Origin of the sequence: Pseudomonas sp. Irchel 3A7 (assembly GCF_900187565.1) — a bacterium.
GTDB lineage: Bacteria > Pseudomonadota > Gammaproteobacteria > Pseudomonadales > Pseudomonadaceae > Aquipseudomonas.
On the sequence record NZ_FYED01000020.1, the window covers coordinates 14471 to 40233 of the forward strand.

General features: G+C 59.2%; 32 protein-coding genes. 9 read left to right on the forward strand and 23 right to left on the reverse strand.

The annotated features are described in order from the left end of the window. Window positions 1-186 precede the first annotated feature (186 nt). From rimO to tsaA, 6 genes are all read left to right on the forward strand, one after another. Window positions 187-1524 (forward strand): 30S ribosomal protein S12 methylthiotransferase RimO, encoded by a 1338-nt coding sequence (rimO, locus tag CKW21_RS27625; protein ID WP_095197031.1) that lies wholly within the window; start codon window positions 187-189, stop codon window positions 1522-1524. A gap of 112 nt (window positions 1525-1636) precedes the next feature. Further along, window positions 1637-2110, forward strand: a complete 474-nt coding sequence (locus tag CKW21_RS27630; RefSeq protein ID WP_095197032.1) for a GNAT family N-acetyltransferase — start codon at window positions 1637-1639, stop codon at window positions 2108-2110. 190 nt (window positions 2111-2300) lie between these two features. Continuing rightward, the gene (locus CKW21_RS27635; RefSeq protein WP_095197033.1) at window positions 2301-3011 is read left to right on the forward strand and encodes an rRNA pseudouridine synthase; all 711 of its coding nucleotides are present in this window, start codon (window positions 2301-2303) and stop codon (window positions 3009-3011) included. A gap of 75 nt (window positions 3012-3086) precedes the next feature. Further along, window positions 3087-3557, forward strand: coding sequence for a DUF1456 family protein (locus CKW21_RS27640; protein ID WP_095197034.1), 471 nt, complete (start codon window positions 3087-3089; stop codon window positions 3555-3557). Window positions 3558-3689: 132 nt separating this feature from the next. Then, a complete protein-coding gene (locus tag CKW21_RS27645; RefSeq protein ID WP_095197035.1) occupies window positions 3690-4460 on the forward strand; it encodes an SDR family oxidoreductase in 771 nt (256 codons plus the stop codon). 165 nt (window positions 4461-4625) lie between these two features. After that, a complete protein-coding gene (gene tsaA, locus CKW21_RS27650; protein WP_095197036.1) occupies window positions 4626-5324 on the forward strand; it encodes a tRNA (N6-threonylcarbamoyladenosine(37)-N6)-methyltransferase TrmO in 699 nt (232 codons plus the stop codon). 132 nt (window positions 5325-5456) lie between these two features. Here the strand turns inward: tsaA and fpr are convergent, their stop codons facing one another. Next, a complete protein-coding gene (gene fpr, locus CKW21_RS27655; RefSeq protein WP_007947184.1) occupies window positions 5457-6236 on the reverse strand; it encodes a ferredoxin-NADP reductase in 780 nt (259 codons plus the stop codon). 133 nt (window positions 6237-6369) lie between these two features. Here fpr and CKW21_RS27660 point away from each other — a divergent pair, with 133 nt between their 5' ends. Next, window positions 6370-7296: a LysR family transcriptional regulator gene (locus tag CKW21_RS27660; RefSeq protein WP_095197037.1), complete on the forward strand. Its 927-nt coding sequence runs from the start codon at window positions 6370-6372 to the stop codon at window positions 7294-7296. Here the strand turns inward: CKW21_RS27660 and CKW21_RS27665 are convergent. The 3 genes from CKW21_RS27665 to CKW21_RS27675 form a co-directional block, all read right to left on the reverse strand. Continuing rightward, window positions 7293-7655, reverse strand: a complete 363-nt coding sequence (locus CKW21_RS27665) for a diacylglycerol kinase (protein WP_095197038.1) — start codon at window positions 7653-7655, stop codon at window positions 7293-7295. The two genes, CKW21_RS27660 and CKW21_RS27665, sit on opposite strands and share 4 nt — an antisense overlap. 76 nt (window positions 7656-7731) lie before the next feature. After that, window positions 7732-8382 carry a response regulator transcription factor ErdR gene (gene erdR / locus CKW21_RS27670; RefSeq protein ID WP_095197039.1) on the reverse strand — a complete coding sequence of 217 codons (651 nt, stop codon included), beginning with the start codon at window positions 8380-8382 and terminating at the stop codon, window positions 7732-7734. A 228-nt stretch (window positions 8383-8610) separates the two neighbouring features. Next, window positions 8611-9354: a tRNA-uridine aminocarboxypropyltransferase gene (locus tag CKW21_RS27675; protein ID WP_095197040.1), complete on the reverse strand. Its 744-nt coding sequence runs from the start codon at window positions 9352-9354 to the stop codon at window positions 8611-8613. Window positions 9355-9540: 186 nt separating this feature from the next. Between CKW21_RS27675 and CKW21_RS27680 the strand changes: the two genes are divergently transcribed. After that, entirely contained in the window at window positions 9541-9966 is a 426-nt protein-coding gene (locus CKW21_RS27680; RefSeq protein ID WP_095197041.1) for a PA3611 family quorum-sensing-regulated virulence factor, read from the forward strand. On the opposite strand, the gene CKW21_RS27685 is transcribed toward CKW21_RS27680, so the two are convergent. Then, entirely contained in the window at window positions 9967-10167 is a 201-nt protein-coding gene (locus CKW21_RS27685; RefSeq protein WP_095197042.1) for a hypothetical protein, read from the reverse strand. Window positions 10168-10650: 483 nt separating this feature from the next. On the opposite strand from CKW21_RS27685, the gene CKW21_RS27690 reads away from it, so the two are divergent. Next, window positions 10651-11769, forward strand: a complete 1119-nt coding sequence (locus CKW21_RS27690) for a TIGR00730 family Rossman fold protein (protein ID WP_095197043.1) — start codon at window positions 10651-10653, stop codon at window positions 11767-11769. A gap of 44 nt (window positions 11770-11813) precedes the next feature. Here the strand turns inward: CKW21_RS27690 and recX are convergent, their stop codons facing one another. The 18 genes from recX to CKW21_RS27780 all read right to left on the reverse strand — a co-directional run bounded on the left by recX (window position 11814) and on the right by CKW21_RS27780 (window position 25763). After that, the gene (gene recX / locus CKW21_RS27695; protein WP_095197044.1) at window positions 11814-12284 is read right to left on the reverse strand and encodes a recombination regulator RecX; all 471 of its coding nucleotides are present in this window, start codon (window positions 12282-12284) and stop codon (window positions 11814-11816) included. A gap of 8 nt (window positions 12285-12292) precedes the next feature. Beyond that, window positions 12293-13351 carry a recombinase RecA gene (recA, locus tag CKW21_RS27700; protein ID WP_095197045.1) on the reverse strand — a complete coding sequence of 353 codons (1059 nt, stop codon included), beginning with the start codon at window positions 13349-13351 and terminating at the stop codon, window positions 12293-12295. A gap of 83 nt (window positions 13352-13434) precedes the next feature. After that, on the reverse strand, window positions 13435-13935 hold the full coding sequence (locus tag CKW21_RS27705; RefSeq protein WP_095197046.1) for a CinA family protein: 501 nt from the start codon (window positions 13933-13935) through the stop codon (window positions 13435-13437). An 80-nt stretch (window positions 13936-14015) separates the two neighbouring features. Next, on the reverse strand, window positions 14016-14531 hold the full coding sequence (locus CKW21_RS27710) for a lysis system i-spanin subunit Rz (RefSeq protein ID WP_095197047.1): 516 nt from the start codon (window positions 14529-14531) through the stop codon (window positions 14016-14018). Next, window positions 14513-15076: a glycoside hydrolase family 19 protein gene (locus CKW21_RS27715; RefSeq protein WP_095197048.1), complete on the reverse strand. Its 564-nt coding sequence runs from the start codon at window positions 15074-15076 to the stop codon at window positions 14513-14515. The genes CKW21_RS27710 and CKW21_RS27715 overlap by 19 nt, the downstream gene beginning before the upstream one ends. Window positions 15077-15226: 150 nt before the next feature. Further along, entirely contained in the window at window positions 15227-16243 is a 1017-nt protein-coding gene (locus CKW21_RS27720) for a phage tail protein (protein WP_095197049.1), read from the reverse strand. A gap of 9 nt (window positions 16244-16252) precedes the next feature. Beyond that, entirely contained in the window at window positions 16253-16465 is a 213-nt protein-coding gene (locus CKW21_RS27725; RefSeq protein WP_095197050.1) for a tail protein X, read from the reverse strand. Next, the gene (locus CKW21_RS27730; protein WP_095197051.1) at window positions 16458-16841 is read right to left on the reverse strand and encodes a phage tail protein; all 384 of its coding nucleotides are present in this window, start codon (window positions 16839-16841) and stop codon (window positions 16458-16460) included. Before CKW21_RS27730 ends, CKW21_RS27725 begins: the two co-directional genes overlap by 8 nt. Beyond that, a complete protein-coding gene (locus tag CKW21_RS27735) occupies window positions 16841-18949 on the reverse strand; it encodes a phage tail tape measure protein (RefSeq protein WP_095197052.1) in 2109 nt (702 codons plus the stop codon). Before CKW21_RS27735 ends, CKW21_RS27730 begins: the two co-directional genes overlap by 1 nt. A 128-nt stretch (window positions 18950-19077) precedes the next feature. Continuing rightward, entirely contained in the window at window positions 19078-19662 is a 585-nt protein-coding gene (locus CKW21_RS27740) for a phage tail assembly protein (protein ID WP_095197053.1), read from the reverse strand. Between the two features lie 167 nt (window positions 19663-19829). Continuing rightward, window positions 19830-20336 (reverse strand): phage major tail tube protein, encoded by a 507-nt coding sequence (locus tag CKW21_RS27745; RefSeq protein ID WP_095197054.1) that lies wholly within the window; start codon window positions 20334-20336, stop codon window positions 19830-19832. Further along, window positions 20336-21502, reverse strand: coding sequence for a phage tail protein (locus tag CKW21_RS27750; protein WP_095197055.1), 1167 nt, complete (start codon window positions 21500-21502; stop codon window positions 20336-20338). Before CKW21_RS27750 ends, CKW21_RS27745 begins: the two co-directional genes overlap by 1 nt. Before the next feature lie 2 nt (window positions 21503-21504). After that, the gene (locus CKW21_RS27755) at window positions 21505-21714 is read right to left on the reverse strand and encodes a hypothetical protein (protein ID WP_095197056.1); all 210 of its coding nucleotides are present in this window, start codon (window positions 21712-21714) and stop codon (window positions 21505-21507) included. A 100-nt stretch (window positions 21715-21814) separates the two neighbouring features. Further along, complete coding sequence (locus CKW21_RS27760; RefSeq protein ID WP_095197057.1) at window positions 21815-22240, reverse strand: phage tail assembly chaperone; 426 nt, start codon at window positions 22238-22240, stop codon at window positions 21815-21817. 8 nt (window positions 22241-22248) lie between these two features. Continuing rightward, window positions 22249-23805, reverse strand: coding sequence for a phage tail protein (locus CKW21_RS27765; RefSeq protein WP_095197058.1), 1557 nt, complete (start codon window positions 23803-23805; stop codon window positions 22249-22251). Next, window positions 23798-24442 carry a phage tail protein I gene (locus CKW21_RS27770; protein ID WP_095197059.1) on the reverse strand — a complete coding sequence of 215 codons (645 nt, stop codon included), beginning with the start codon at window positions 24440-24442 and terminating at the stop codon, window positions 23798-23800. The genes CKW21_RS27765 and CKW21_RS27770 overlap by 8 nt, the downstream gene beginning before the upstream one ends. After that, entirely contained in the window at window positions 24439-25434 is a 996-nt protein-coding gene (locus CKW21_RS27775) for a baseplate J/gp47 family protein (protein ID WP_095197060.1), read from the reverse strand. The genes CKW21_RS27770 and CKW21_RS27775 overlap by 4 nt, the downstream gene beginning before the upstream one ends. Then, on the reverse strand, window positions 25431-25763 hold the full coding sequence (locus CKW21_RS27780; protein ID WP_095197061.1) for a phage baseplate protein: 333 nt from the start codon (window positions 25761-25763) through the stop codon (window positions 25431-25433). The genes CKW21_RS27775 and CKW21_RS27780 overlap by 4 nt, the downstream gene beginning before the upstream one ends.

Sequence of the window (25763 nt, forward strand, 5' to 3'; positions counted from 1 at the left end):
TAAAAAATCGGTAAAGCTCAACGGCGCGAAGCATAGCGCAGCACTCGTCGCATTTCCCTCCATAAAGCTGGTCAAGAGCGCCCGCCATCGCTAGAATTGCGCACTTTTTGATCAGAGGCGCGCCAAGCGCCCGTTTGTCGCCTTGCCCTTTGTCGGCTGGAGGCGTCACAAATACCGAGGTTAGACATGTCCACCACTCCTGCGCCGGCCAATCCAAAGGTTGGCTTCGTATCCCTGGGTTGCCCGAAAGCACTGGTCGACTCCGAGCGCATCCTCACCCAGCTGCGTATGGAAGGCTATGACGTCGTGTCCACCTATCAGGACGCCGATGTCGTGGTGGTCAATACCTGCGGCTTCATCGATTCGGCCAAGGCGGAATCCCTGGAAGTGATCGGCGAGGCCATCAAGGAAAACGGCAAGGTCATCGTGACCGGCTGCATGGGCGTCGAAGAAGGCAATATCCGTAACGTGCACCCGAGCGTGCTGGCCGTCACCGGCCCGCAGCAGTACGAGCAAGTGGTTAATGCCGTGCACGAAGTGGTGCCACCGAAGCAGGATCACAACCCGCTGATCGACCTGGTGCCGCCGCAAGGGATCAAGTTGACCCCGCGCCACTACGCCTACCTGAAGATTTCCGAAGGCTGCAACCACAGCTGCAGCTTCTGCATCATCCCGTCGATGCGCGGCAAACTGGTCAGCCGTCCGGTGGGTGATGTACTCGACGAGGCCCAGCGCCTGGTCAAGTCCGGCGTCAAGGAGCTGCTGGTGATCTCCCAGGACACCAGCGCCTACGGCGTCGACGTGAAATACCGCACCGGTTTCTGGAACGGCGCGCCGGTGAAAACCCGCATGACCGAACTCTGCGAAGCCTTGAGCACCCTGGGTGTGTGGGTTCGCCTGCACTACGTCTACCCGTACCCGCACGTTGACGAGCTGATCCCGCTGATGGCCGCCGGCAAGATCCTGCCGTACCTGGACATCCCGTTCCAGCACGCCAGCCCGAAAGTGCTGAAGTCGATGAAGCGCCCGGCGTTCGAAGACAAGACCCTGGCGCGCATCAAGAACTGGCGCGAAATCTGCCCGGACCTGATCATCCGTTCGACCTTCATCGTCGGCTTCCCCGGCGAAACCGAAGAGGACTTCCAGTACCTGCTGAACTGGTTGACCGAAGCCCAGCTCGACCGCGTCGGCTGCTTCCAGTACTCGCCGGTCGAAGGCGCTCCTGCCAACGATCTGGATCTGGACGTGGTGCCGGATGACGTCAAGCAAGACCGTTGGGAGCGCTTCATGGCGCACCAGCAGGCCATCAGCTCGGCGCGCCTGCAAATGCGCATCGGCCGTGAAATCGAAGTACTGGTCGATGAAGTCGACGAGCAAGGCGCGGTCGGGCGCTGCTTCTTCGATGCCCCGGAAATCGACGGCAACGTGTTCATCGATAACGGCAGCAACCTCAAGCCGGGCGACAAAGTCTGGTGCAAGGTGACCGACGCCGACGAATACGACCTCTGGGCCGAACAGATCTAAGCGCAAAAAATATGAAAAGCCCCGCTCTCTTGACGAGATGCGGGGCTTTTTTACGGCTATCGTTTTGTGTGGAACGGATTTTCCTCTCTAACAACACAAGGGGCAGGCGGGCATGCGCCAACATTCGGTCATCCATACACCGAAACTGAGCGACTACGAAGAACTGACACGAGTCTGGGAAGCGTCGGTGCGCGCCACCCATGACTTTCTGCCGGATAGCTACATCGAACTGCTGAAGAACCTGGTGCTGACCCGCTACCTCGACGCGGTGATGCTGATCTGCACCAAAGACTCGCATCAGCGCATCACCGGCTTCGCCGGCGTCGCGGCGGGCAAGATCGAAATGCTCTTCATCGACCCGGCGCATCGCGGCCAGGGCCTGGGCAAGCAGTTGTTGCGCTATGCCATGGAACACCTGAATGCCGATGAACTGGACGTCAACGAACAAAATCCGCAAGCCCTGGGCTTCTATTTCAAGCAGGGGTTCGAGGTGATCGGCCGCTCGGAAGTCGATGGCATGGGGCAGCCGTATCCGTTGCTGCATATGCGTTTTCGTCAGGCTCATCAGCTGTCGCGCAATGGCTGACACAAACCGGAGCAAATGTGGGAGCGAGCCTGCTCGCGAATGCGATGTGTCAGTCAGCACCGATGTCGGCTGACAGATTGCATTCGCGAGCAGGCTCGCTCCCACAAAAAGCAGCCACACTGAAATGGAGCCGGGATTAACCGGCGCCAGGCAGGTACAATGCCCACCCCTTTTTTGTTACGGCCCTGTCATGACTGACCCGATTCGACTATCCAAACGCCTCATCGAACTCGTCGGTTGCTCCCGTCGGGAGGCTGAGTTGTTCATCGAGGGTGGCTGGGTCACCGTCGACGGCGAAGTCATCGACGAGCCGCAGTTCAAGGTCGGCACCCAGAAAGTCGAACTCGACAAGGACGCCAAGGCGACCGCACCGGAACCGGTGACCATCCTGCTCAACGTGCCCGCCGGCATGGACGCGGACAGCGCCATGGCAACCCTCAGCGCCGAGACCTTGAGCGAAGAACACCGCTACGGCAAACGCCCGCTCAAGGGCCACTTCCAGCGCCTGACCGCCAGCACCGACCTGCAAGCCAATGCCAGTGGTTTGCTGGTGTTCACCCAAGACTGGAAGATCCTGCGCAAGCTCACGGCCGATGCGAGCAAGATCGAGCAGGAATACGTGGTCGAGGTCGAAGGCGACATGGCCGAGCACGGCCTGAACCGTTTGCAGCACGGCCTGACCTACAAGGGCAAGGAGCTGCCGCCGGTCAAAGCCAGCTGGCAGAACGAAAACCGCCTGCGCTTTGCCATGAAAAACCCGCAACCGGGCGTGATCGCCCTGTTCTGCCAGGCAGTCGGCCTGAAGGTCGTGGCCATCCGCCGCATTCGCATCGGCGGCGTGTCCATCGGCAAAGTGCCTCTGGGGCAATGGCGCTACCTGTCCGGCAAAGAGAAGTTCTAAGGCTTTTCTCGCCGCCATACATTCCGGCATCGCGCCTGGTCGCGATGCCCACAGCTGAATATCAGGACTGCACACATGATTCATAACGACGTATTGCGCAGCGTGCGCTACATGCTCGACATCAGCGACAAGAAAGTCATCGAGATCATCAAGCTCGGCGGCATGGACGTTAGCCTGCAAGACCTGGTGACGTACCTCGACAAGAAAGAAGAAGACGAGGAAGGTTTCGTACGCTGCCCGGACGAAGTCATGGCGCACTTCCTCGACGGCCTGGTGATCTTCAAGCGTGGCAAGGACGAAAGCCGTCCACCACAGCCGATCGAAGTGCCGGTGACCAACAACATCATCCTGAAAAAACTGCGCGTGGCCTTCGAACTGAAGGAAGACGACATGCACGCGATCCTCAAGGCCGCCGAGTTCCCGGTGTCCAAGCCTGAGCTGAGCGCCCTGTTCCGCAAGTTCGGCCACACCAACTATCGCCCGTGCGGCGACCAGTTGCTGCGCAACTTCCTCAAGGGCCTGACACTACGCGTGCGCCCTCAGTAACCCGTTCACCGCAGGAGCGAGCTTGCTCGCTCCTACAGGGCCGAATGGCCCCCCATTCCGCGCAAAAATAGTGGCTCCGCTTCCAGCGGCTGACGACTAGGGTGTATAGACCCTCAGCTCTCAGGACTCGCCATGCATCCCTACTTTTCCCTGCAAGGCCGCACCGCTCTGGTGACCGGCGGCACCCGCGGTATCGGCAAAATGATCGCCAAGGCCTATGTCGAGGCGGGTGCCACCGTGTACGTCTGCGCCCGCGATGCCGAAGCCTGCCAGCAAACGGCTGACGAACTCCGTGCATTCGGACGTTGCCACGGTGTGGCGGCCAATCTGGCCACCGAAGAAGGTGTACTGCAATTGGCCACGCGTCTGGGCGAACAGCTCACCCATCTCGACATTCTGGTCAATAACGCCGGAACCACCTGGGGCGCGCCATTGGAGAGCTATCCGATCAAGGGCTGGGAAAAGGTCATGCAGCTCAATGTGACGTCGGTATTCAACTGTATCCAGCAATTCCTGCCGCTACTGCGCAAGGCCGGCTCAGCGGCGAATCCGGCACGGGTCATCAACATCGGTTCAGTGGCCGGGATTTCATCCTTCGGGGAACAAGCCTATGCCTACGGACCGAGCAAAGCGGCCCTGCATCAACTGTCGCGGATTCTGGCGCGAGAACTGGTGAGCCAGCACATCAACGTCAACGTGATCGCGCCGGGGCGCTTTCCGAGCAAGATGACGCAACACATCGGCAATGATGAACAGGCACTGGCAGAAGATACGGCGTTGATCCCGATGAAGCGCTGGGGGCGGGAAGAAGAGATGGCAGCGCTAGCGATCAGCCTGGCGAGTACGGCCGGGGCTTATATGACCGGCAATATCATTCCGCTGGATGGTGGGTTCAGTCTCTAGATCGGCGGTGCGGCCTTCGCGGGCAAACCACGCTCCCACAGGTATTGTGAGCACAGTAAATCCCTGTGGGAGCGAGCCTGCTCGCGAAGGGGCCAGCACAGGCACCACTGAATTCAGGTCGATCGGGTTATCATGCCCTCCTTTCCCCCGCCTCGACCGCAAACCATGACCTACAGCGTTTCCCCTATCGGCTTTGTGCGCTCCTGTTTCAAGGAGAAGTTCGCCATCCCGCGCCAACCGCAACTGGCCCCGGCCGCGCGTGGTGTTCTGGAACTGGTGGCGCCATTCGATCAGGGCGATGCGGTGCAAGGCCTGGAACAGGTAAGCCATGTCTGGCTGCTGTTCCTGTTTCATCAGGCGCTGGAAGAAAAGCCACGGCTGAAAGTCCGCCCGCCTCGCCTCGGCGGTAATAAATCCATGGGCGTATTCGCCACCCGCGCCACCCACCGCCCCAACGGCATTGGCCAGTCGGTGGTCAAACTGGACAAGGTCGAAGCCAATCGCTTGTGGATATCCGGCATCGACTTGCTGGACGGCACGCCGATTCTCGACATCAAACCCTACGTGCCTTACGCCGACATCATCGATATCGCCTCCAACAGCATCGCCAGCGCCGCGCCACACCTGATTCCCGTGCAGTGGACGGACAACGCCCTGAAACAGGCTCACGGGCACTCACAGCGCCTTGCTGAGCCACTGGTTGAGTTGATTGAGCAATGTTTGGCGCAGGATCCACGCCCGGCGTACCAGACGCCCGCGCCGGAGCGGGAATATGGCGCGCAATTCTGGGACCTGGATGTGCGCTGGCATTATCCGACACCGGAGATGATCCGGGTGCTCGAAGTCATTCCCGCGAAGGTTTGAACGCCATAAACGACTGTGGGAGCGAGCCTGCTCGCGAAAGGGGTGTGTCAGTCAACATCAATGCTGACCGGTACATCCTCTTCGCGAGCAGGCTCGCTCCCACAGGCAAGGCAAAGCAGCTGAGCGGTGTTGTTACTTCTCGACGAACGCACGCTCGATCAGGTAATCACCCGGCTCGCGCATCCGCGGCGAGACTTTCAGGCCGAAGCTGTTCAGCACTTCGCTGGTCTCGTCGAGCATGCTCGGGCTGCCGCACAGCATGGCGCGGTCGTCCTGCGGGTTGATCGGCGGCAGACCGATGTCGCTGAACAGCTTGCCGCTGCGCATCAGGTCGGTCAGGCGACCTTCGTTCTCAAATGGCTCACGGGTCACGGTCGGGTAGTAGATCAACTTGTCACGCAACGATTCGCCGAAGAACTCATTCTGCGGCAGGTGCTCGGTGATGAACTCGCGGTAGGCGACTTCGTTGACGTAACGCACGCCGTGGCACAGGATCACTTTTTCGAAACGCTCATAGGTTTCCGGATCCTGGATGACGCTCATGAACGGCGCCAGACCGGTACCGGTGCTGAGCAGGTACAAATGTTTGCCAGGCTTCAAGTCGTCCAGCACCAGCGTGCCGGTAGGCTTCTTGCTGATGATGATCTCGTCGCCTTCCTTCAGATGCTGCAGCTGGGAAGTCAGCGGACCATCAGGCACCTTGATGCTGAAGAACTCGAGATGCTCTTCCCAGTTCGGGCTGGCAATCGAGTAAGCGCGCATAAGCGGGCGGCCATTGGGTTGTTGCAGGCCGATCATCACGAACTGACCGTTCTCGAAGCGCAGGCCCGGATCTCGGGTGCACTTGAAGCTGAACAGAGTGTCGTTCCAGTGATGAACACTGAGGACACGCTCGTGGTTCATGTTGCTCATGTACGGGGACTCCTGGAGATTGTCGGCGCATGCTCCGCACTCTGTGAGCGGCGCGCAATTGCATCGCATTCTAATAGCAGTGACAATATCTGTTAAATGGATTATTAAGATAAGGGTTATCGGTTATATCGATATGCGATTTACTCTCCGTCAACTTCAAGTATTTGTCGCCGTCGCCCAGCAGGAAAGCGTGTCCCGTGCTGCGGGCCTGCTCAACCTGTCGCAATCGGCGGCGAGCACCTCGATCACCGAACTGGAGCGCCAGTCCAGCTGCCAGCTGTTCGACCGCGCCGGCAAACGGCTGAGCCTCAACGCCCTCGGCAAACAGCTGCTGCCGCAAGCGGTGGCGATGCTCGACCAGGCCAAGGAAATCGAAGACCTGCTCAACGGCAAGTCCGGTTTCGGCTCCTTGGCGGTGGGCGCGACCCTGACCATCGGCAATTACCTGGCCACCCTGTTGATCGGCGGTTTCATGCAGCGCCACCCGGAAAGCCAGGTGAAGCTGCATGTACAGAACACCGCCAATATCGTGCAACAGGTTGCCCACTACGAAATTGACCTGGGTCTGATCGAAGGCGATTGCAGCCACCCGGACATCGAAGTGCAGAGCTGGGTCGAAGATGAACTGGTGGTGTTTTGCGCGCCGCAGCATCCCTTGGCGCAACGTGGCACCGCGACCATGGACGAACTGAGCCATGAAGCCTGGATTCTGCGCGAACAAGGCTCGGGGACACGGCTGACATTCGATCAGGCCATGCGTCATCACCATCGCGCGCTGAACATCCGCCTGGAACTGGAGCACACCGAAGCAATCAAGCGCGCGGTGGAGTCCGGCCTGGGAATTGGCTGTATTTCGCGGCTGGCACTGCGGGACGCGTTCCGCCGCGGCAGCCTGGTGCCGGTAGAGACGCCGGATCTGGACCTGGCCCGCCAGTTCTACTTCATCTGGCACAAGCAGAAATACCAGACGTCGGCGATGCGCGAATTCCTCGATCTGTGCCGCGCTTTCACCGCCGGGGTCCAGCGCAGCGACGAGATCGTGCTGCCGACGATCGCTTAAAGAAGTATCACGGCCCACACCAGCGCGATCATGGTCAACGCCACCAGTTGCGCGGCGCTGCCCATGTCCTTGGCGTTCTTCGACAGCGGATGCCGCTCAAGGGAAATGCGGTCGATCGCCGCTTCCACTGCCGAGTTGAGCAACTCGACAATCAAGGCCAGCAGGCAGACTGCAATCAGCAGCGCCTGCTCGACGCGACTGACGTTCAGGAAGAACGACAGGGGAATCAGGATGACGTTGAGCAAAACCAGCTGCCGGAAAGCCGCTTCGCCGGTGAAAGCTGCGCGCAGGCCATCGAAGGAATAACCCGAGGCATTGAGGATGCGTTTCAGGCCGGTCTGGCCTTTGAAAGGGGACATAGAGTAGGCAACTGACCAAAAAAGGAGTGGGAAAGCTAGATTAACCAAAGTCAAAAAAGCGTGAAGATGCCAACCCTTATTGGCTTGAAATTGACTCAAGTTGTTGCAGGAGCAACGCAGCCTGGGTTCGGGTTCGCACGTTCAGTTTACGGAAAATCGCCGTCACGTGGGCCTTGATGGTCGCTTCAGAAACGCCCAGTTCGTAAGCAATCTGCTTGTTCAGCAAACCCTCGCAGACCATGGTCAACACCCGGAACTGCTGAGGTGTCAGGCTGGCAAGGCCTTCGCTGGCCGCTTTGGCCTCATCGGAAACGTTGACCGCTTCGAACGCTTGCGGTGGCCAGTACACGTCACCCTCGAGTACGGCACGCACGGCTTTCTGGATCACACCCAGGTCGCTGGACTTGGGAATAAAGCCACTGGCCCCGAACTCACGGGACTTGACCATCACCGAGGCTTCTTCCTGGGCCGAAACCATCACGACCGGAATCTGCGGGTATTGACCACGCAACAGCACCAGCCCGGAAAAACCGTACGCCCCCGGCATATTCAGATCCAGAAGCACCAGATCCCAGTCGGCCTTTTCAGTCAGGCGGCCTTCCAGTTCGGCAATGCTCGCCACCTCCACCAAACGGACATCCGGGCCTAGCCCGAGGGTCAACGCTTGATGCAGGGCGGAGCGAAAAAGCGGGTGGTCATCGGCTATCAGGATTTCGTATGTGGCCATTTTTCAAATGATCCTGTTTTTTATGGGGTACCCGACGCATTCGGGTAGCGCCAAAACAACTCGAGGCACAGCCAGGCAGCTGCACCAACAGGGCACGTTCAACGCCAATCACGTAAAAAAGCGGCGTATCAAACTTCGGCCGCGCCCTAATCGGCGCCAAGCATGCCCAGCGAAGTCGGGGTGGTCAAGCTGGATGGCCAGTACAGTCTTTTGCAGTATGGGCGACAATCAGCCCATGACAGGCGCGGTGTTCTGCACAAATGGCAGCAACTCGGCATGTGCCGGTGTTTCCACGTTCATTTCAAGCTGCCGCTTGGCATCGAGGTAATGCTGGCTGAATACATCGAAATAAGCGTCCAGGGCCGACGCCGCCTGCGTATCGCCCGCCAGATCAAGGCACAACGCCGCGACCTCAGCGGTACACAGATGTTCGCTGCGGGTAGATCGACGCAATTGATAGCGCGAGAGTTTTTCGGGCAACAGGCTAAGGATCGGCAACCCATCGAAATAAGGACTTTTGCGGAAAATCTTCCGGGCTTCGGTCCAGGTCGCGTCTAATAGAATGAACAGCGGTCGCCTGTTGCTATCCAACGCTACACTGTGGGTCACGCGCTCGGGCTCGACATACTCACCCGGAAACACCAGATAAGGCTGCCATTGCGGATCGGACAACAGCGCCAGCAACTGCTGATCGACGTCGGTCCGCGACCAGATGAACGCGTGGTTATCGCGCACCACGTCAGCGATCAGCCAGCCGGTGTTGCTGGGTTTGAACACTTCCTTGCTGGTCATGATCAGGCACACCCCCGAGCGGGTATCGACCCGTGGGCGCCAGGCGCACAGGCAATGGCTCTCGATCACACGGCAGGCTCGGCAACGGGTTGCGCGCCAGCCTCGGGCCTGAATCGGCTTGATGCCTTCATCTTCGCGCTGATCGCGCAGGCGGGCGACGGCGTTGGGGGCATGGATCATTGCGGGCAAGACCGGCAGACAGAGGAACTCGACACAAATAGCACTCGGGGCAATAAAGACCGGCAGTTTACCAGAGCCACCGGCGCAAGCCTGTACCGTCCAGACGGGCTCCCCTATAATTCGCCGCCACTGAACGCACAGTCACGTGGCTGGTCGAACCACCAGTCACTGAACCAGGAGAGTTTCATGCTGCGCCTTATCGTTCCCACCGCTGCCATTCTGCTGGCGTCGTCCTTCAACGCTCAGGCTGCGTCCTTGAGTGAGCAGAATCTGAACAGAGAGCTGCGCAACGTCGCCGCACAAAGCAGCGTCGGCACGCCACGGGCGATCAACGAAGACATTCTTGACCAGGGCTACACCGTCGAAGGCAATACGCTGATCAACCACTTGAGCGTGCAAAGCAGCCATGCCAACAAGATGCGGGCTGATCCGAAGGCGGTGTACTTCCAGCTTGGCGCCTCCGTATGCAGAAACGAGGGTTACCGCAAGCTGATGAAGAAGGGTGCGATCATGCGTTACGACTTCACCGAGGTGAAGACCAATCGCGCGGTTGGCTCGGCAAGCTTCCAGGAATCGGATTGCCCGAAAGCCGCACCGGTGAAGAAGAAGTAACTATTTGGACTTGGCGCGCCGCTGTTCATCCTCGGCGCGCAGATCTGCCAGCAATGCCTGCAAGTAACGCGAACGCCGCTCCGCCCCCTCCAGTCGTCGGCAACACTCCTCCTCGAGACTCAAATGATTAGTCTCGGCCGATGACTTCAGTAATCGATACAGTTGCGTATCGATCTCTATTTCCAGAATGACTCTGGCCATCAATCCCGCCTCCTTGCACCTCGCTCTTGTTGAGCGATAAATCCTTCTACCGCCTGTACCGTGCGCCCTGCCGTTGACGCGAAGTTGTCGTGTGACACCTGTAACTTAGTAAATCAGAGTGCAGGACATGCGGCGCGCCTTCAGACGAGCGGTGAAAGCACTTTGCAAATCGTCAATAAGCGGTTGCCAGGAAAGACTTTGCGGCGCAATGATCAAAGCAGCGCAAATCACCACCAGGGTCTAGATTTCAAGGTATCCACATTCACTTGTTCAGGGCAGGAAAGGGGCCGCCCGTTATGTATTGCGTTGTGCGAACGTTTCTTTCATCCAAGGGAAAAACAGAGCCTGTATGGATGACCCGATGATCATTCGGGTCGAGTGGATCGCCCAGGCATGGGCTTGGGCAGACAGCGACACAGGAGTGTCGTGGCGTCGACGCTTGTTTTGTCGAAGCCGAGGGTTCTGTGCAGAAGGAGAAGTTGAATGCCTTACCAACCGAATGACCTCCTTAGCCGTCATTTCGAAGAAAGCGGCCACGACCTCATCAGCAAGGTCGAAGAGCAACTCAACCTGGTTTCACCCAACAGCCCGAACATCCCGATTTACCGCGACATGATCCTGACCGTGCTGCGCATGGCCCAGGAAGACCACAACCGCTGGAATGCCAAGATCACCTTGCAAGCCCTGCGTGAACTGGAGCATGCATTCCGTGTGCTGGAACAGTTCAAGGGCCGACGCAAAGTCACGGTGTTCGGCTCTGCCCGCACTCCGATAGAACACCCGCTGTACGCAATGGCCCGGGAGCTGGGTGCCGCGCTGGCACGCTCGGACATGATGGTGATCACCGGTGCCGGTGGCGGCATCATGGCCGCGGCTCACGAGGGCGCCGGCCTGGCACACAGCCTGGGCTTCAACATCACCCTGCCCTTCGAACAACACGCCAATCCCACCGTCAACGGCACAACCAACCTGCTGCCGTTCCACTTTTTCTTTACCCGCAAACTGTTCTTCGTCAAGGAGGCCGACGCACTGGTGCTGTGCCCTGGCGGTTTCGGCACCCTGGATGAAGCGCTGGAAGTGCTGACACTGATCCAGACCGGTAAAAGCCCGCTGGTACCGGTGGTGTTGCTGGACTCACCGGGCGGCAAGTTCTGGCAAGGGGCACTGGACTTCATTCGCGAACAGCTAGAGGAAAATCGCTACATTTTGCCCACGGACATGAAACTGGTGAAACTGGTCTACAGCGCCGAGGACGCTGTAGAACACATCAACAAGTTCTACAGCAACTTCCACTCCAGCCGCTGGCTCAAGCATCAGTTCCTGATCCGCATGAACCACAAACTGAGTGACCGGGCACTCGAACACATGCAAGAGTCGTTTGCGGACCTGTGCCTGAGTGATCATTTCCACCAGCATGCCTACAGCGGCGAAGAACACGATGAAGCACAGTTCAGCCATCTGGCTCGACTGGCCTTCGCCTTCAACGCCCGTGACCATGGCCGGTTGCGAGAGCTGGTGGACTACATCAACCTGCCGGAAAACTGGGCACACTCCCAGCCTCAGGCACAACAACGCACACGGGAGTCATCCAAGGTTACGTGAGGCACAAAAAAACGGCCCGCTATCGAAATAGCGAGCCGTTTCAGTTAATCGTCCATTCCTCGGCCACTGAACAAGCGGCTGATCATTTCCATGGAATATCCCCGATACGCCAGGAATCTGCCTTGCTTGGCACGTTCCCGCGCGTCTATCGGTAAGTGCCCGGAGAACTTGCGGCGCCAGGTGTCTTCCAGTTGCTCCTGCCAGTTAATACCGCACTCGCGCAAGGCAAGTTCGATATCGCTACGTTGCAGGCCGCGCTGGCTCAACTCTTCACGAATGCGCAAAGGGCCATAGCCGGAACGGGCACGGTAGGAAACGAAGCTTTCAAGATAACGGGATTCGGAGAGCAAGCCCTCTTCCGTCAATCGGTCGAGTGCTGTTTCGATCATTTCGGGGAGCGCGCCGCGCTGACGCAATTTACGCGTCAGCTCGACTCGACCGTGCTCGCGTCGCGCGAGCAGGTCCATGGCGGTTCGCCGCACCGCGACGAGTGTATCGAGTACGGCGGTCGTCATCGGAGCAATCAGATATCAGCGTCAGCCAGATCGTCTTCGGTCTCTTTGACTGCAGAAGCCTTGGAGTCCGCGATCACTGCCGGAGACAGCAACTTGTCACGCAGTTGCTTCTCGAGCGTTGCTGCGATTTCCGGATTATCCGCCAGGAACTTGGCTGAGTTGGCCTTGCCCTGACCGATCTTGGTGCCGTTGTAGGCATACCAGGCACCGGATTTTTCAACGAAACCGTGTAGAACGCCCAAGTCGATCATCTCGCCATTGAGGTAGATGCCCTTGCCGTAAAGAATCTGGAACTCGGCCTGACGGAACGGCGAAGCCACCTTGTTCTTCACAACCTTGACGCGGGTTTCGCTGCCAACGACTTCATCACCTTCTTTCACCGCGCCAGTACGGCGGATGTCCAGACGAACCGATGCGTAGAACTTCAGTGCGTTACCACCGGTGGTGGTTTCCGGGCTGCCGAACATCACACCGATTTTCATACGGATCTGGTTGATGAAGATCACCAGGCAGTTGGCATTCTTGATGTTGCCGGTGATTTTACGCAGCGCCTGAGACATCAGTCGGGCTTGCAGGCCCACGTGCATGTCACCCATTTCGCCTTCGATTTCAGCCTTTGGCACCAGCGCCGCCACGGAGTCGACGATGATCACGTCAACCGCGTTGGAACGCACCAGCATGTCGGTGATTTCCAGGGCCTGCTCGCCGGTGTCCGGCTGGGAAACCAGCAGGTCGTCGACGTTGACGCCCAGCTTGCCGGCGTACTCAGGATCGAGGGCGTGTTCGGCATCGACGAATGCGCAGGTCGCGCCGGCTTTTTGAGCCTGGGCGATCACGGACAATGTCAGTGTGGTTTTACCGGAAGATTCAGGACCATAGATTTCAACAATACGGCCTTTTGGCAGACCGCCAATGCCCAGTGCGATGTCCAGACCCAGAGAGCCAGTGGAGATGGCCGGGATCGCCTGACGGTCCTGATCGCCCATACGCATTACGGCACCCTTGCCGAATTGACGTTCGATCTGACCCAGGGCCGCAGCCAAGGCTTTCTTCTTGTTGTCGTCCATTAAAGTCCTCACGTAATCAATAAGGCCTGACGGCCAACACCTGTATAAGTAGCCAGTATTATTCCACAGCGGTTGAGGATCGCCTACCCCTGATTTGAGATTTCTGCCGCGGTATGGCGCAGCAGCCCCTCTAGCGCGGCCTTCACCGTTTGTCGGCGGACCTCGTCGCGGTCACCCGGGAAGTGTTGCAACTCGCTGAACACCCGCTCGCCCACGCCCCAGGCCAGCCACACCGTGCCTACGGGTTTGCTCGGCGAGCCACCGTCCGGCCCGGCCACGCCACTAACCGCCACGGAAAAAAATGCACGACTTTTTTCCTGGGCGCCCCTGGCCATCGCCTCGACCACCTCGCGACTGACCGCCCCCACCGTGGTAAACAATTCCACCGGCACACCCAATTGCAGGTTCTTCTGCAGATTGGAGTAAGTCACATAACCGGCCTCGAACCACGCCGAGCTGCCGGGGATACGGGTAATGGCTTCGGCGATCCCGCCACCGGTACAAGACTCGGCCGTGGAGACATGGGCATTGAGCATCTGTAATTGCCTGCCAAGGTCAGCGGCCAGCTGGGTGATTACTTTCACGGGCATCTCCTGTTGGGGCGGAATGACACCTACCGTACACGAGCGCATCGCGCTTGCAAGTTACAGGGTCGAACAAGATGTTAGCGGATGATCGTCCTGACATAGGCCTGACAGGCCTGCAAGGCAGTCAATCCACGGTCGCCGTCATGGGTGATGGCGACAATTCGTTGAGCATGCGCCGGGTCAAGTCGGGCGCGTACGGCGCCATGATCCATGCTGCCGGCGCGGGAGGTGGCTGACACTGCACCTGCTCCGGCATCGAGGAGGACTGACAGCCGCACATCTGCAGTGGCAAGACGATCGCGCAGGCGATCCTGATCACGTTGGACATCGCTCAATACTCGGTAATGGTTTTGTTCACTGGTCGAAAGCCGTTGCTCGAGGGCCAGGCGCCTGCCCTGTTCGGCTTGTTGCCGCGTCGCTGCAGCCAGGGTCAGTTGATTCAGCGTTTCACCGTGCAACCTCGCCTGCTCTGCCAGTTGCCGGCCATAACGCCAATCCTGAAAGCGCCAGGCCAGGCCACCGGCCAACATGACCAGTAACACAACTGCACCGATAATTCGGTAAGGCGTCGCAATCAAACCGAAGGCTGACATAACACCGCCCTCGCCCGCGCCCAGAGTTGCAAGCGGTCCTGCAGCCCGTTCAGTCCACCATTGATACGACGGGTGATGCTGTTGAACTGGCCACGATCGGCCAGTTCATTGAGGCCGCTCTGCTCCCAGAACCAGGCGGCGGATTCAGCGGCCCACTGCGGTTGTTCCAGTAGTTCTGGCTGGGCAAGCAGGCGTTCGTCGCCGAACAGCCCGAGGCTGCATTGACGATAGTTGTTGCGACCGGTGATCTGAATCAGGCCACGACCGCGATAGCGTTGCCCGTCGCCGTCGGGCTCCGGCGTGTTGCCCAGGCGCCCGGCGAGCGCCCCGGTGTCGTATTTGCTCAAGTATTGATCGCTGCCCAGTTCACGTACGTACTGCAACTGCCCTGACTCATGGCCGACTTGTGCGAGGAAGGCGGCTATGCGCGTGGGTGTATTGATGTTGCGGTGAGCCATGGCGGTGTCGAGGACAGAAATGAAAACGCCCGCTTGGGTGCGGGCGTTGGGGAAAATCTTGAGTAGCTGTTGCTCAGTGAGACGCATCGCTCGGTCCGGTGAGTAAAGGTTGAGATTCACAAGTTGGGGATTGTTCGGCAAACACCTGCGCAATATTTCCTGCGACTGACAAACCCTGCTGAGCAGCAGGTTACCGTCACGGCGCGCGAGCGTGGCCTGTGCAATTGTTGCGTCGTGTTATGTCGCCGAGCCCAGGCAAGTTGCCGCGATTTTGCAGCGATAGCTGTCTTTTCGATTGCCACTGGCCGTGACCTTGTCGATTGACCAGCGCCCACGCATGAAATCGGGCCAGGTTTCGTCCAGCACCACGACCCCTTCGGCTGAAAGGCCGGGATTGCCTGGACAATCAATGTTCACCTTGAGTGCTTCGCGCATCATCCGGCGCACTTCGCCTTCACAGGCTGCCAGGGCCTCCTCAGCGTTCTGGCCGCGCTGACGCAGGGTCTTGAATGGCGCGATGCCGCTTTCGACACTGCGCTCCTTGCCTGCCGCCGCGTCCCACCAACTGATTTTGCAACCCTGATACTTCGTCCGGGCGGATTCATCGAGGGTAGCGGCGATGAAGGCGTGGTCGTCCGGGCGATTGTTCGTCGTCACCGACAGTCGAACATTCGGCAATACCTTACCCGACAGTGATTTGACCTGACCGCGTCGCGCCAACACATACAGCTCGTTGATCGGTTTCGCTACCGCGTCATGTATACAGGCCAGACGCGTCAGAAAGCCCATGTCGGTTTCGTTGGATTGATCGATGTGTTCAATCTTGATCATGGCCAGATCGGGCGCGACACGGGGAGAAAATCCGTGGCGGGACGTCAATAGACGAAACAACGCGCCGAGGGTCGTCGGGCCGTGGCTGAGGGATCGGCGTAGCTTGAAACCCGTTTCGTCCGCCACACTGAACGGCGCTGCGGTGGCCACCAGTGTCAACGTCAGGGGAAACAGTTTGGGCGTGCGACGGCTGATCACGAACAGGCCTTTATCCACCAGCCCCGATTCCAGATAGCCGACCCGCAGGCCGATTTTCCCACCCAGATCCGGCAACCCCTCCAGTCCGTGCAGATCGATCGTCAGCGTCAACTGATCGGACTCGATTCCCGACGCATCGATGTGCTGCCAACTGAGTAATCGCTCGTTGAGCAGTGCCGCGTTGGCCCCATATATTTCCACTACCGGGGTAAATCCAAGAGCCATAGAGCCTCCTCAGTCCCAAGCCGATACCGGTCGGGTCGCAATGGGTCGGGAATCGATTTCCGGCAAGACCATCCAGACGCCCGCGGGCAATATGGCTGCGTGCTCGGCCAGCGTCGGATTGAGGCGCCAAAAGGCTTCTTCTACTGCATCGTCACTGCGTCCCAGCTGCCGAAACAGCAGCAGGTTCACCGAATCGCCGGCAATACTTTTGACTCTACGCATGGGTGTACTCCACCAAATCGATCGTCCAATCAATCACCATCGCCGTACCATCATCGATAATCAGGCTCTGGTTCTCCGATATGTTGTTGATGCGCCACAAGCCCCAGTTACGGCCAATGCCGTCGACCAGCGGCAACGGCACGCGCAATGCCTGCAAGGCCCGCAACTCATCCAGGCGTTCCATCGCCTGTGCATACATCGACTTGCCGCTGATGATAAGAACCTGCAGGCCTTGCCCGGTCTGGCTGGACTTGGGTTTACTGGTCAGGATGTCGATGTTCGTCCAGCCCCCATCCGACTTACGCTGCAGGGTGCTGTAAGCGAAGTTTCCGGACAGTCCGAAAATGAAACTGCCCAGTGCCATTTGCTGGCGCATTACATACCTCCATCGGTCAGGGCCGCGTCACGGCGTACGGTGAGTGGATTGGTTACCAGCGGTAAAAATTCGCCATGCAATTGCCTGCGCAACTGCGCCATGACCTTTTCAACCAACTGTTCGGAGTCGGACGGGTTGGCACCACTGATCTGGATGACCGGGTTGAAGTTGACCTGCTGGTTCTGCGTCTGTGCGCTGCTCAGATCCTTGCTGACTTGCTCCGGGGGCTGGAGTCGGTCCTTCGCGGTATAAAGGGTCTCACCCAGCGCCTCCCCACCCTCGCTGCCAAAGTAGCTGCCCAGCAAACCGCCAATGACCCCGCCAACCGCCGTCCCCAGGACGGGAACTGGAATGAAGCTGCCGATCAATGCGCCGGTGGCGGCGCCGGCATAGGCTCCGGCCAAGCCGCCGACACCCGATCCAGCCGCGCCCGCGGCGGCTTTGTAATCACCGGCCAGCAATGCCTTGAGTCCGTCATAACCGGCACTGGCCAGCGCCAGGGGGGCGCCCAGCCTGCCGGTGAAGGACTTGGCCCGGGCCGCCGCCGCAACCAGCCGATTGCGCATCGTGGGACGCCCAGGCTGACCGTCACCGCCCACGCGCCTGCCTGGACTTCCCTGTCCGGATGACAGGGTGACCGCCTCCGGCTTCAAAAGCTCCGAGGTGATGGACGACGTGACGGACGCCAGTCTGGTCAGGATGGCACCGCGAAACGGCGTCGCGAGGGCCGCGCCGAGCAGGGTCAACCCGGCGGCGACTTTCGGAAATGATTCGACCAGGTCACTCAACCCACTGACCAGGCCATCGACACTGAGCATCGCAAGGTCAGTAAAGGGAGCTACCGCGTTGGCAATCGCCGCATCCAGTCGCGTCAGACTGGCATCCAGCGAATTCCAGCGTGCTTGCGAGGTGTTCCCCCGGGCTTCGGCAGTCTGCGCCATCGAACCCTCGTCACCGAGCGCGGACGTCGCGTACGTACTCTTGTCGGACACCCGTGCAAAGGCTGCTTGCAGGGTCTTGGGTGCCTTGAACAACTGGCCGATGCCATCATCACCTTCGAACAGAGTCTTGAGTAACGAGGCCTGCTCCCCGGCCGTTTTTTTCTCCAGCGCCTCCTGTACTCTGGTGATCGCTGCCGGTGCGTCCTTGCGCATTTCGCTGGCCAGTTGCGCGGGGTCAAAGCCAAGCCGGGCCATGGCCATGCGCTGATCCGCCGTGGCGTTATCACCCTTGCTCAATGTCGAACTGAGGGTTTTCAACGACGCGCCGGCTTCATCCTTGCCCACGCCAACGCTCAGCAGGGCCGCAGCGATTGCCGCCACCTGCTCGGGCTTCATGCCGGCGGCCAGGCCCGACTCGCCGCTACGTTGCACAATCGATCCGATGTCTGCCGCTTTGGCATTCAAATCGACACTGCCTGCCAAATGATTGCCCGCATCGGCCAGGTCGAGACGTTGAGCACGATCGAGGCCTGACGAGGTACGCCAGCCAGCCATTATTTCGCCCGCTTCCTTCACGGATATCTTGTACGCCGACGCCATGAGGGCAGCGTCGCCAGCAAAATCCTTCAGCGTTTTGCGCAGGTCCTCCGACTGAACATCCTTGACCAGACCTGAATCGATTGCCGCCAGTTGGACCCCAGCCAGTTGCACACCTGTCGTCCCTGCAGGGGCAATCCGTTTCTCGCTCGCCAACTTCAGATTGTCATTGGCCATCTCCTGAAGTCCATCAGGGTCCATTCGCAGCTTCAGGCCGATATCGACCATCGCCGTCTGAATCGCCATGGCAGACTTCAAATCCTGCGGTGGCGGGCGTTGTTCAACCTCAGCCATGAGCCTGGGTTTCGTCTCACTGGTCGAGGCCGGTACGGCGTTCGTCCTGCCCGGCGAACGCAGTGACGACAAGGCCGCCGTCAAGGCCGCCAGCGCCTCGCCAAGCTTGCCCTGTCCCTGCGTCAACAGACGGATATCCAGACTGTTCATATTCAACGCCTGGCTGAGCTGCACCAAAGGGTCCTTGAACCCCGACAACCCCAAGGCTTGGGATGCGTTGTTCAATGACGGCCATTCAATGCCTGCACCCGCCAGCAAATACTTGCTCTCAGCCATCCTCCTCTACTCCTTTTTCACGCCAAGGCGAGTGATCGCTATGTCATAGCGGCGCAACGCCTTTGCGACGTCCCACTCCAGAATGTCCGCTTCACTTACCGGGTAAATGAGCGGCACCACATCGAGGATCACTTCGATGTCGCGCTCCGAAAGAAGGCCGCCGGTTGGTTTAAAAAATCGTCGATGCGCACCTGCAGTTGAGTCCAGTCGGGAACGGTCAACAGGGCCAGGTCGGGAAGCATCAGGCCGGTGCAGTGGGCGGTGATGAACTCGGCGCGTTCCTTGGGCGTCTTGAGTTTTTTCATCCCCTTGGTGGCGCGCAGTACCGGCATTTCCAGGGTCAGCGAGGCCAGGGTGCGACCCGCCACGGCGAGCGGTTGCAGCAAGGTCACTTCATCGGGGGCGGCTGATGGTTGTTCCCCCTTGCCCACTTGCCCAAGAAAGTGCGAAGTCGGCAACGTCGACATCTCGTGTACGTATTGGGCGATGCTGACGTAGTCCGGGCGTTTAAGCTGGTCGAGTTCCTTGATCGACAGACCGGTGGCCAGCAGCGCCAGTTCGAAGAACTGGTCGTCTTCATCATCGCCGGCACGGGCCAGGGCTTCTTTTTGCGCGGCGTAATACAAGGGGTTGAGTTGGATTTGCTCGATCTGCAAATTGTCGTCCGAAGTGATCGGCGACAGCAGGTCATGAACAGGAGGTGTCCAAGACATGGAATGAATTCCTTGGTGGTTCACGTGAGGGTCGAATTGCCAGGAGCCTTGTGGGAGCGAGCCTGCTCGCGAATGCAACCTGTCAGTCGACATCACTGCTGACTGATACAGCGCTTTCGCGAGCAGGCTCGCTCCCACAGGGTGTGCGCCTTGGTTGGCCTTGAGGGTTACGGCAACAGGACGGCCCGGCGGGCGTCGCCGAGAATGTCGACGCCGTTGAGCATGAACTTCTGGGTACGCACATCGATGTCGATCACCGGGATGCCGTTTTCCAGGCGGTTGTAGGTGCGGCAGGCAAGTTCCAGGGTGGTCTTGGGCTTTTCGCTCATCTTCAACGTGGTTTCCCCAAGGGATTTCAACTGACCGCCCACGGTGTGATACGTGAACCAGGTGTTGCCGTCCTGATCCTGACCGGCTTCGCGCACGTTCAGCAGGATGTCTTCACCCAGCTTCACGCCGAGGGCCAACATGACTTCCGGCCCCATTCCTTGCAGGGTCAACGTAGCGGTGAGTGCCTTGCCATTCTTGGCCATTTGCTCGGCGATAAAGCGTCCGCCGCGCATTTCTTCCATCTCGAATTCGATTTTCGGCGGAGTGAAATCCTCCACCGTCGCCGACAACGGCAGACCTTGCAGGGTGGCCGCGATGGCCTGTCTTACGCGGTTGGTAAACATTAGAGAACGTCCTCCAGGAACTGCTCGATGATTTCATCGCGGGCATTGAGTTGATAAACCATGTGTTCGTTCGGCGCATAACGGCCGTAGTCGATGACCACGTACCAGGTGCCGTTCTTGTACTTCTCGACACTGTTCAATTCCGGGTGCAGGTACACGCTGCCGCCTGGAATCGTTTCGTCGGCGACCAGGGTTTGCAGCCAGTCGTTGATGCGCTTGACCTCCTGGTCCATGAACGATTTGGTCAGGTTCTTGGCCATGGCTTTCTGGCCGGCCTTGACCAGCTTGCGGCTGATCGCGTCTTCGAGACCGACGTAGCTGATGAACTTGCCGGTGATCGAGCGGTTACCCAGCAGCGAGAAGCCACCGAGGATGGTGCGGGCGTAGTAGCTGATGCCGTAGCGGTTGAGCAGATCGCCTTCGGTGGAGGTGTCGAGGATGTTGTATTCCACCACCCGCGAAACGTCCTCGGCGTAGGTCACCTGGTTGCCCGGGCTCTCCCATTGCTTGACCTTGGCCAGGGCCGCGATGGCCAGGCTCGATGGCGACAGGAAGACGTTTTTCTTCGCCGCCTTCGAGTACACCGACGGCATGTTGTGCACCAGCAGGCAGCGGTCGAAACCCAGCTCCGCGCCGCCCAGTTCCTGGCTGTACGTCACCTGATCGGCGACCGCGGCATCCTTGCCGTCGAGCACCACCCGGGCCTTGATGCGTTTGCCGAAGGAGGCAAACTCACTGGCCACCGCTTTAGTGCCGGTGAAGCCCGGCGCGCCGATAATGCTCAAGTCCTCGGGCACGCCGCTCAACGCCGCGAGGCCGAGCTTGCGACCGGTCAATGGATCGATGCCGCCGATGACGTTGTTCAGCGTGTCGGCCGGGGTCGCGCCCTCTTCGACGATGACCACGTATACCGGCACCTTGACCACTTTCAGGATCTGGAACACCGCGTGATACAGCGTGCCTTCCTCAGTGCCGGTCGGATCGAGTAGTGCCTGGGTGGTAAAGCTGTTGATGCGGAACGGAGCGTTGCGCGGAATCAGCACATCGGCCTTCGGCGCCGTGCCGATCAAACCGATGACGTTGTCACCCAGGCCACCCATGGCCTCGGGGGATTCAGTGGCATTGACGGTAATGCCGTTGTGCTCGAAGTTCAAAACCTCAGCCATGGTTATTCAGCCTTCTTGGCAGCGGCCTTTTTGGCCGTGGTGGATGGAGAGGCCGACTCGGCAGCCTCGGTTTCTTTCAGTTCCAGGCGACCGGCGCTGCGCAACGCACTGGCCTCCACATCGAGCAATTGCAGTTCCTGGCCGATGCTCGACCAGTGACCACCCCCGGTAGGGAATGGGCGGAGCACGGTGTACGTTTGGCGTTCTGCCATTTTTGTTTCTCCATGAATGAAAAAGCCCGTTGGGTAAGGGGCTGTTGGGTGTTGCGTGTTTGTTTGGCGGAAAAGAAAACGCCCCGGTGGTGCGGGGCGTTTATTGTTCTAGTTCTGCTAGCCAAGAGGGGGCTGTCGGACGGAGGTCCATTTCCGGAAACCCTCCCACTTGCGGCCAATCGCGCAATTGTTGGCGATACGCCTGCAATTCACGGTACTGCTCGGTTGTGAGCGTGGTCGCAACTCCTTCTTCCAACTCATCACGGTGCCGGGTTACAACGCCGTCAGTTACTGAAAGCCGGGCGTTCCGCCACACCCGCTCAACTTCTGCCAAACGTTCGGTCGGCACCGGTGGGCGATCCATGAGGGAAGGTGGTTCCGTATCAAAGTTGATCATCTGTTGCGTTGTCTGCCCAGCCAGCAGGTAATGGTGTAGCTCAGCGGATATTTCAATCGCATCTGCGGGTATTTGGCCATAGTCCGACTCGTGAAACTGCCTCGTGGTCTTGCTGGAATAAATCACCATGTTTCTCCTTAAACGCCAAAAGCAAGGACACGTACCGACGATGCACTGGCAGTGTAATTGGACTGCAAAAGCACCTGGCCAAGCCCGTTGGGCATGCCCGCTACAAAGGGCTGACCCGTGCTGTCATAAATGGCGCTTTCGGTCATGCTGACATTGCATCCCAAAAACTGACTCGAAAAGGCAATGGGCAGGTTGAAAGCCACTGCCTTGTAAGGCCCGGCAAAACCCGCGGTAAACCATTGCATGAGCAAACCGGACGGTAACCGCTGATAACCTGACGGTGCCAATAACGCTCCGAATGGACGTGTTCTCCCCACCACCCCAGGCCCCGTCAGCAACCAAAGTCCGTTGCCGATATGCAGGCAATCAACATAGGTGTCGGGTGGAATTGAGCGAGTCACCGTGGTCCACGAACCGTCGATATTTTCCTGTATTTTGTCTGCGCCCTGAATGGCGAGCGCGAGGGAAGTTACTCCCCAATTTTGCACACGGACGGTTGCGCCAGGCGGAATAGAATTAGCCGTTGAGTCAGGCAAGGAATAGGAATTGGCAGTTGCTCCGGAGCAGTGCACAACGCCACCGACATGTCCCACAACACCGGTAAGCGGGCCTGAAAACGAACTGAACGTCGAGAATTGGTGACCACGACCTGCGACTGCCGCCCCATTCATCAATTTAAGACTCGTATCAAAGCGCGGTACAGTCGGAGCCGTTGGAGTTCCCGTAAATACAGGTGAAGCCAAAGGTGCATAACCATAGGTGACGTTTTGAAAAATCAAGGCCGTAGTGCCTATTGCAATCAAGCCATCGGTCACTAGTTGCCATCGTGTGTCCGCCTGAGTTGCTCCCTGCTCAACGCAAACCTGCAGAGCCGAAGTTACTTCAGCATTGATGTCCGCATCCCCTGTCCGCGACCACGCACCGTTGGTGGCGACATATAAACCGTTGTCCTTGGACTGTGTCTGGTTTTTGACCAGAACTCGATCACCCGCCACAACGGCTACACCATCGATCGTTTGAGCTGCGCTCAGAATGATGTTTGCCGTGGTAGCAACTCGCACCGATTGTTTCGCGTCAAGTTTGCTCAACTCCGCCGCGACATAGTCAGTTACCCACGCCCGCGTGGCCTTCACCACCGTGTCATCAATCAACAACGTTACCAACGACGCATTACTCGTCTCGAAAATCGAACGAATGTAGAACTCTTTCCCTGAGCCGGAAGTCGCCAGCACCGGTTTGAACGACTCCGGATATTTCACGATGGCATACAAGATTCCAGTGTCAGTCCACAGCCCGGCCTCGCGCACGTACCAACCGCCCTCCTCTGGAGGGATGGTCACTTCAGCCAGCAACCAGCTCGGATTCTTCTCGTCCTGGAACAGTGCGTTGAGCGGCCCGCGCCATACTTCGCGCTTGAGCGCCGTGGCGGTCGCCGCCGGGTTGTAGGCCGTGCCACCGCCGTCACCGACCGAAATCTGCGACAGTTTGATGGGTACGCCCGCCGCCTTGCAGGCGGTTTCGTAGGCAATCCCTGCATTGGTGAGCAGGGTGTAATAGTCAGCCATTCATGGCCCCCTGAGGATAAATAGTGGATGTTTCGATGCTGTAGAGTCCGGCGGCCATGAAGGCCTCGCCTGACGTTTCCAGCCCTTCGATGACAACGGGATAAACCGTGGTCAGCTCGCCGCACACCGTCGCCGCGCCAATCACGTGATTGCCAAACGCACTCAAGCCGACAGACACCGACAAGGTGTCGCGTTCGCTTTTGGCATCCGCCAGGCGCCGGTCGAGACGGGCATCGATTTCTTCGCTGTAAGGCTGTTCGGTGAAAGCCCTGACGGAGAAGCTGTAGGGCTGGCCCGGTGGTGTCTGCTCGTACCAGGCCCGCACTTCTGGCCTCAGGCGCAAACCCTTGGCCGCATTTTCCAGCGCCTGCCGTGTACCGGCCCGGCGTGCCGTGGGCCAGGCGAATTCGACGGTCAAGCGCTTTTCCGCTTCGGCGGCATCGCTGCTCCACTCGCTGACACCCCGATCCGCCGCGAGATAGGGCAGAAACGCCGAGGGCGTGGCGGTGGGGTTCATCAGCTCGGGAAACGGCGGTGCAATACGATCAAGCAAAGTGCCGAACGCCAGATCGAGGGCTTTTTCCAGTGCCGAACTGTTGGCCGGCAACAGGCTCGGGTGAGGTTTTGGGTCACTCATAGCGTGAGTACCTCCACCTCGATGTCGGTGCAATAAGGTGCCTCGAAGGCCGTCGTCACGATCGGCTCGAGCGGTTCGAGAATTTCAAGCTGAACCGCGCCGGCGCTGTGCAGCGTGTAGTCGATCCAGCTCGGGTCAACCCGCCCCTCGAGGCGATGACAGCTGTCTGCATAGGCTTGCAATTGCTGCTCTGCGGCGACTTTCGTCAGTCCCGAGTCGGGGCCTGCGTTGATCCTGGCGAGCACCCGGATCTTGTAGCGCTTGATGTCGGCACCCTGCACCGTGATCCGATCCGTTTCCGGCCGTACATCCGGTCGGTCGAAATGCTGGCGCACCCCGTCGAGCAGTTCTTCGCTAGCCGTGCCATCGCCTTCCCGTGACAACACAGTGACTCTCACTTCACCGGGGGCTGTGCGCCGTCCGTTGCCATCCTTGACCTGCGCGGCGTGACCATCGGGATCGAAGGTGTAAGTGACCGTCACCTCGCCTGGCGCAGCGGACTCCACCTTCACCACCGGACGCTCGCCGAGGGTGAACACCTCGCGTCGATACTGCATGCGTGAGCCGGCGGCTGGCGCATGGGGGGCCAGGTAGTAGCGCAATCGCGCGTCGTCGTCGCTCTCATGCACCGGCGCAATGGGCGGGAACGCTGCCGGATCACCGGGGTCGAGCAACTGACGCTCAAGCCCCATGTCCGCCAGACGGGCATCGAGGTTACTGCCCGTCGCCCACCACGCCAACATCTGCTTGATGCGGGCGTTGTACTTGCGTTCGTGCAGCTGCAGGCGCACACAAAACGCTTCGAGGGCCAGGGTCAGCAATTCGCTTTCGTTTTCCAGGCTGACCTTCAGTTTGGCCGCGCTCTGCGGAGCGCGGGCGCCGACATATTCGACGACAAAGGTCTTGAACTCAGCCAGCAGATCTTCGAACGCGTCGACCGTGACGATCGTCGGCTCGGCCAACTGGTTCTGACCCGGTATCAACATGCTCATGTCACCACCTCGAACGTCTGATTACGGTTTTTCCAGGTGCCAGCGAAGCGCAGGAGCAACCCCGCGCCCTGTCGACTGGCAACAATGACTTGCGGCTGGAAATCGCTGATGCCGTTCTGGCTGTTGTAGAACGCCTGTGCGGCGTGGCTCTGGGCCAGGATCAGCAAATCGTCGCCGAGGTTCTGCCCCAACAGATCCGGGATGGCGCAGCCATACAAGGGACGTTTTTGGCGTGTGCCCTGGGGGGTGGTCAGTGCCCGGGTCGCGCGCTGCACAAATTGCGGCCAGTCGTCGACCGTCGCGCCGGTGTTTCTATCGATTCCAATCAT